Below are 7060 nucleotides of genomic sequence, written 5' to 3'. Positions count from 1 at the left end.
TCGTCATCGAGATCACGGCTGCCGCCGCCGCCGCCGCCGCCACCACCGCTGCCGCCGCCCGAGGAGGACGGGCCGCTGTCATAGCCGCCGCCGTAGTCATTGCCGCCACCACCGTAGCCGCCGCCACCACCACCGCCGCCGGACCCGGCGCCACCGGGACCGTCGAGCATGGTCAGCGTGCCGCCAAAGCCCTGCAGCACCACTTCGGTGCTATAACGGTCCGCGCCGGATTGGTCTTGCCATTTGCGGGTCTGCAACTGGCCTTCGATATACACTTTGGAGCCCTTCTTGAGGTACTGCTCGGCGATGCGGACGAGCCCCTCTTGGAAGATCGCCACCGAATGCCATTCGGTCTTTTCGCGGCGCTCACCGGTGTTGCGGTCTTTCCATGTTTCCGAGGTGGCGATGCGCAGGTTGCACACTTTGCCGCCGTTCTGGAACGACCGCACCTCGGGGTCGCGCCCGAGGTTGCCGATAAGGATCACTTTGTTCACTGAGCCGGCCATCTTGCCCCCTCGTTTGTCATTGCTGTGTCATTGCGTCGGGCGCGAATCCGAGCGCGCCCAATTCGGCCGTTTATATCGCGGTTGTCCGCCGGATGACACCGGCTTTCCCACCTCGCCGCCCATCAAGGCACGCCGCGTGGCGGGCCGGTTTCCGGGGGCTGGTAGGCCACGCGGTTTTGGGTATACTGCGCGCAATGCAACGGCAGGGGGCAGAGATGCGAAAGACGGGACGTTTGGCCGGTCTGGCCGCGGTAGGTTTGGCGGCAGCCGGGATGATCGCGATGGGGGCAGCGCCGGCGGCTGCCGATATGTTTGCCAGCAAAAACCGCGCGGGTTTGTTTTCTTCTCAGAAAAGCATCCTCGATAACCGCGCATCCAAGCAATATTCCGCCTCCGTTCGGCTGCAACCGCCCAAGGTTGTCACCCCGACGAAATGGGACGCGCCGAAATACAACGGTTCCTACAAAGGGGCCTTTCTGACCCATGCCCGCGCGGCGGCGACCCGGCATGGTATCCCGGTTGATCTGTTTCTGCGGCTGGTTCAGCAGGAAAGCGGCTGGAACCCCAAGGCGCTGTCGCACAAGGGGGCGATGGGATTGGCTCAACTGATGCCCCAGACCGCGCAGGCGCTGCGCGTCGACCCGACCGATCCGGTGCAGAACCTTGAAGGCGGCGCGCGCTACCTCAAAATACAGTACCGCGCTTTCGGAAGTTGGGAGCTGGCGCTGGCGGCTTATAACGCGGGGCCGGGGGCGGTTAAGAAATACGGGGGCGTCCCCCCCTATAAAGAAACGCGGAATTACGTTAGAGTGATCACTGGCAGCTAAGCCATTGATATCTATGGGTCTGTATGGCGCGGTGGGCGTTTGTCCGCCTATTTTCACGTGCCTATGCCCCCTTGGCCCGGCGCCCTAGGGAACCGCTGGGGCGATCTTGGGGTTCTTTGATCAGAAACTTTGCAGCGGGAAATTCTCGTTTCAGAGATAAAAGATCAAAGGAGAACGACATGCCGACGAATATGAAAAATATCGCCCTTGCCGCCGGTGTAAGCGTTATTGCGCTGAGCAGCTCTGCTTTTGCCCAAGATAAGATCATGGTCTCGAAAATCGACGTTGAATCCTCTGTCAGCGCGGCTGCAGAGAGCAACGCCATGGACTTCTATCCTGATCTGGAAGAAGACCTGCGCGCCGAAGTGGCAGAGCGTGTGCCGATGAGCAGCGATGGTGCCGATCCACAGATCAAGATCGATATCCGCAAGATCTCTCTCAACGGCGCAACCATGTTGGCCGACAGTAAAGAATTTAACGAGTTGGAAGGCGTTGTTGATATCACAAGCCCCACCGGTGACAACGCTGGTCTGAGCTTCCCGGTAAAGATCTCGGCCTATAGCGGCGAAGACATCGCACCCGAAGGCTATGTCAACGTGCCGCCGTCTGAGACTGAATTCTACGTGGCGCTCGTGTCGACCTTTGCCGATGTTGTGGCCGAAGGTCTGGCCAATGTGAACACAGCTGGTTCGGCTGTTGATCCCTAAATCCGGCCCTTAAAACCGGATTACGATTACCTCAGGCCGTTCCCCCCTTAGACCGCCTGAGGCAGCAGGCGCGGCTCTTCGGAGCCGCGCCTTTTTCATCCTGCTGCCGTGCCCACTTCGATCACCGGCTCCATCTCGGCGAATTGCTGGGCTGAGAGGTGGCATTTAATCTGATGCCCGTCCGCCATGGTGACCATCGGCGGGACCTCCCGTTCGCAAAGGTCCCCCGGCACCTGTGATTTCCAGCGGCAGCGCGTCTGGAAAGGGCAGCCCGGTGGCGGGTTCATGGCCGAGGGCACGTCGCCTTCGAGGACGATGTGTTTCTTCTTCACCTTGGTATCGGCAATCGGCACGGCACTCAGCAGCGCCTCGGTATAGGGGTGATAGGGGGGTGAGAAGACCTGATCGGTGTCGCCCAATTCGACCACATGGCCCAGATACATCACCATCACCCGGTCGCTGAGATAGCGCACGATGGAGAGGTCATGGCTGATGAACAAGAGCGTCGTCTTCTGTTCGCGCTGAATCTCCATCAACAGGTCTGTCACTGCAGCCTGTACCGAAACATCCAGCGCCGAGACCGGCTCATCCGCCACCACGATCCGCGCGTCACCCGCAAAGGCGCGGGCAATGCCGACCCGCTGCTTTTGCCCACCGGACAGTTGCCGCGGCATGCGGGTTGCGAATTCACGCGGCAGTTTGACCAGATCGAGCAGTTCCAGCATCCGCTGCTTGCGCTCTTTCTCATTCTTGCCGATGCGGAAAATTTCCAACGCGCGGATGATCTGCCGCCCGACGGTCATGGAAGGGTTCAGCGTGTCGAAGGGGTTTTGAAAGACCATCTGAACATCGGCGACATTCTTGGTCGTGCGGTCGTCAATCGCCACCCCGCCAATATCCTTGCCGTCAAGGTAGATGTGCCCCTCGGTCGCCGTCTCAAGCCCCATGAGGACCTTGGCGAAGGTGGATTTGCCGCAGCCTGATTCCCCGACAATGGCGAGGGTTTCGCTCTCATGGGCCTCGAAACTCAAGGATTCGTTGGCTTTGACCACCTTGGTATTGCCGCCGCCGAACATGGCATTTGCCGCGACCTGATAGTATTTCTTGAGCTTGTCCATCTTGAGGACGACCTCGCCAACATCGCCCTTTTCCTTGACCTCGGCCAGCTCCAGTGGCGCTTGCCAGTCGATTTCTTGAAAGCGAATACAGCGGGTTTCGTGCCGGTCGTTGCCGGGTACGCTTTCCATCGGGATCGGCGCAGCGTCGCAGCGGCCGGGCACGAAATAGTCGCAGCGGGGGCCGAAGTTACAGCCGGGCGGGCGTTCATGGGGCAGGGGGAAGTTGCCGGGAATGGCCACAAGAGGCCGCGCGTTCTTGTCGGCGCCGGGCAGTGGGATCGAACGGAAGAGCGCCTGCGTATAGGGGTGCTGCATCTCGTCGAAGACATCGTGGATGGAGCCTTTCTCGACCGCCTCGCCGGAATACATCACGCAGATACGGTCGCAGGTTTCCAGCACCAGCCCGAGGTTGTGAGAAATGAACAGCATCGAGGTGCCGTATTTCTTACCCAAATCCTTCACCAGATCCACCACCGCCGCTTCGACGGTCACATCAAGCGCTGTGGTCGGCTCGTCGAGGATCAGGAGCGAGGGTTCGGACATCAGCGCCATGGCAATCACGATGCGCTGCTGCTGCCCGCCAGAGAGTTGGTGCGGGTAGGCTTTCAAAATGCGTTCTGGATCGGGAAGTTTCACATCCGTGACCACCTGAAGCGCCCGCGCATAGGCTTCTTTCTCGGACATGCCCGCGTGGATCATCGGCACTTCCATCAACTGTTTGCCGATGCGCATGGCGGGGTTGAGGCTGGCCATCGGCTCTTGATAGATCATCGCGATTTCGCTGCCGCGGATGTCGCGCAGTTCTTCGGTGCTCATTTCGCTCAGGTCGCGGCCCTTGAACTTGATGGAGCCGCCGACGATCCGGCCATTGCGGCCCAGATCTTGCATCACGCCCAGCGCCACGGTCGACTTGCCGCAGCCGCTTTCGCCCACCAGCCCCACAGCTTCGCCCGGTTGGACGCTGACAGAGAAATCCATCACGGCCGGAATCTCCCGCAGGCGGGTGAAGAACGAGATCGACAGGTTGTTGATCTCGAGAATGGGGCCGTCGTAATCAGTTTTTGGCATTTGTCTCTCCCAGTCGGGGGGATCAAAAGGGTCCGGGAGGGGGCGCCCCCCGGAGGATGTTTCTTAGTCGCGCAAGGATTCTTCGCGCAGGCCGTCGGCCAGCAGGTTCAGGCCTAGAACGAGGCTCAGAAGCGCAAGGGCAGGTGCGATGGCCGCGTGCGGGTAGAGCGACAGCAGGCGGCGACCTGCGTTGATCGTGCTGCCCCAATCCGGGCTTTCGCTCTCTAGCCCAAGGCCGAAAAAGCCCAAAGTGCCCAGAAGGATCGTGGTATAACCAATGCGCAGACAGAAATCGACGATCAGCGGGCCACGGGCGTTGGGCAGGATCTCCCACAGCATGATGTACCACGGGCCTTCGCCGCGGGTTTGGGCGGCGGCCACATAGTCGCGGGTTTTGATGTCGAGTGCGAGGCCGCGCACGATGCGGAAGACCGTGGGCGAGTTCACGAAGACGACCGAGACAAAGACCACCAGCACACCGGCGTCGATATCAAAGAGGTCGATCATGCCGGGTAAGCCCGGGATGCGGTAGCTATCCGTCGCCACGATCGCACCGTCGGTAGAGACCAGCGACAGGTACAGCCAGCCGACCACGCCCAGCACCACGATCAGCAGCGGCGTGCGGAACGAAGGCTGCGTGTAGTAGCGTGAGTTCAGCAGCACCGCGAGGAAGATCAGCGGGAAGATGAACAGGAACACGGCCATATAGTTCGGAATGCCGGTCAGCACGATCTCGGGCGTGACCAGCAGGTAGAACAGCAAGATCACCGGGAAGGCGAGGATTAGGTTTGCCAAAAAGCTGAGGATCGTATCCAGCCGCCCGCCGTAATAGCCCGCAGGCAGGCCCAGCGTGATCCCCACCATGAAGGCAAAGAGCGTCGCCAGCGGCGCGATCTGCACCACGACCCAAGAGCCCTTGATCAGCCGAGAGAAAACATCGCGGGCAAGGTTATCACCGCCCAACAGGAACCACGGGTATTCGCCCTCATCGGGGCTGCGCAGCGGGGTGCCGGGCAGCTTGTTCTTCATGCCCGACGTTTGGCTGAGGCTGTCGTGGGTCACCAGCAGGTCGAACAACCCGCCAAAAACTCCGGTGAAGACCCAGAACATGACGATGGCAAAGCCGATCATGCCCACGGTGCTGTCGAAGAGTTTGCCGTAGAGGCCAAGGCGGCGTTTGAAGTGGATGGAGACGGCGAAGGTCAGGATCAGCGCGATCCAGACCGGCAGCATCTGCTGCGACATGCCGCCGAAGATGCCTGCCTGCGGCCCCATGAAGGCACCGGCGACGATATAGGTCAGCGCCACAAGGATCAGCAGCGCAAACAGCAGGATCACCGCGCGGTTCAGCCCGCCCGCCACACCGCCCCGTCGGGCAACGGTGCCGTCGGGGTTGATCTCTTGTGCCTCACTGGCAGGCAGGAAGGAAACGACAATCTGCGCCGCGACAGCCAAGGCCAGCATCACGCAAAGGCCGAGGAAGATGATGTTGAGCCCCGCAAGAGACCCGGTCCATGTCAGTTGTTCCATGTCCATGCTCCCTTAAGAAATGCGAATGCGCGGGTTGAGGAAAACGTAGCCGATATCAGAGATCAACTGCGTCACAAGCACGACGATGACCGACACGACCGAAACGGCGAGCAGCAGTTCGATGTCGTTGTTCGCCGCCGCTTGAACGAGGAGCCAGCCGAAGCCCTTGTAGTTGAACAGCGTCTCCACAATCACCACACCGTTCAGCAGCCATGGGATTTGCAGCATGATCACCGTGAAGGGCGCGATCAGCGCGTTGCGCAGGGCGTGTTTCAGCACGATCTCAGAGAATTTCACCCCCTTGAGCCGCGCTGTGCGGATATACTGCGCGGTCATCACCTCGGTCATCGACGCCCGCGTCATCCGGGCGATATAGCCCATGCCGTAGAGCGAGATGGTCAGCACCGGCAGGAAGAAGTTCCAGAAGTTGGCGTCTTTCATGGCAGAGGTCGCGGAGCCGAGAAACAGCGTCTTACTGTCAATCCAGCCCCATTCCGCCAGAAGCGGCGAGAGGCCAAAGCGCGAGGAGGCCAGCACCGCGATGAAGATCACGCCTGAAACATATTCAGGCGTCGCCGTGGTGGCGATGGAGAAGGTCGAGAGCGAGCGGTCAAGCTTGGAGCCTTCGCGCATGCCCGCCAGCACACCGACAATCAGCGCCGAAGGGACCATCAGCATCAGCACCCAGAACATCAGTTTGCCGGTCAGGGCGAGACGGGTCAGGACGGTTTCACCGACGGGTTCTTTGAAGACGGTCGAAAACCCCCAATCGCCCTGCAGGATGCCGCAGCGGGTTGGACGCGCCTCTACCGGGGTGCCGGGGGCGAAACAGCGGCCAAAGGTCTCTTCGGGCGTGTCGCCTTCGGTGACCCATCCGGGCAACACGCCCAGCCATTCGCCGAACTTGTCGACGGTGGGTTGCAGATAGCCGCGGCTTTCAAGGTAGCTGGCCACGGCCTCGTCGGACATGCGGAAGTTGCCTTGGGTTTTGGCGAGCTTTTCGAGGTTCGGATAGAGATTGGTCAGCCAGAATACGATGAACGTCAGGCAGAGCGCCGTCAGCAACATCACACCCAGCCGGCGCAAAATGAATAGTCCCATGTGGTCCCCTGTGGCAGGGTCGGGCGGTGACTTGGCCCGACGATGCGGCCTTTTTGGCCTTTTTGATTTGTGCGGCGCCATGACAGCGCCGGTACTGGAGGCGGCAGTTTTTTGCCGCCTTGTTGAATTATGGCACTAGGGCCTCAAGGCAAGGCGTTTTTAGCGTCATCTGCTCGGACGTTTATCCGGCTCTTTGCAAAGCG

General features: G+C 60.6%; 6 protein-coding genes. 2 read left to right on the top strand and 4 right to left on the bottom strand.

Going from position 1 to position 7060, the window contains the following annotated elements; all coding sequences use genetic code 11:
* Positions 1–506 (bottom strand): single-stranded DNA-binding protein (gene ssb / locus A3722_RS21320; RefSeq protein WP_067916430.1); only part of this gene is annotated, 506 nt, incomplete at its 3' end.
* A gap of 281 nt (positions 507–787) precedes the next feature.
* Here ssb and A3722_RS21315 point away from each other — a divergent pair.
* Positions 788–1333, top strand: a complete 546-nt coding sequence (locus tag A3722_RS21315; protein WP_067628889.1) for a lytic transglycosylase domain-containing protein — start codon at positions 788–790, stop codon at positions 1331–1333.
* Between the two features lie 179 nt (positions 1334–1512).
* Positions 1513–2040 carry a hypothetical protein gene (locus tag A3722_RS21310; RefSeq protein ID WP_067628861.1) on the top strand — a complete coding sequence of 176 codons (528 nt, stop codon included), beginning with the start codon at positions 1513–1515 and terminating at the stop codon, positions 2038–2040.
* 95 nt (positions 2041–2135) lie between these two features.
* Here the strand turns inward: A3722_RS21310 and A3722_RS21305 are convergent, their stop codons facing one another.
* The 3 genes from A3722_RS21305 to A3722_RS21295 form a co-directional block, all read right to left on the bottom strand.
* Positions 2136–4226, bottom strand: a complete 2091-nt coding sequence (locus A3722_RS21305; protein WP_067628863.1) for a dipeptide ABC transporter ATP-binding protein — start codon at positions 4224–4226, stop codon at positions 2136–2138.
* A 63-nt stretch (positions 4227–4289) separates the two neighbouring features.
* Positions 4290–5756: an ABC transporter permease gene (locus A3722_RS21300; protein WP_067628865.1), complete on the bottom strand. Its 1467-nt coding sequence runs from the start codon at positions 5754–5756 to the stop codon at positions 4290–4292.
* A gap of 12 nt (positions 5757–5768) precedes the next feature.
* Positions 5769–6857, bottom strand: a complete 1089-nt coding sequence (locus A3722_RS21295) for an ABC transporter permease (RefSeq protein WP_067628867.1) — start codon at positions 6855–6857, stop codon at positions 5769–5771.
* Between the last annotated feature and the right edge of the window lie 203 nt (positions 6858–7060).

The organism is Sulfitobacter sp. HI0027, from assembly GCF_001634775.1.
Taxonomy (GTDB): domain Bacteria; phylum Pseudomonadota; class Alphaproteobacteria; order Rhodobacterales; family Rhodobacteraceae; genus Sulfitobacter.
Note: the sequence above shows the minus strand (reverse complement) of the source record. Positions and strands in the feature narration are given on the sequence as shown.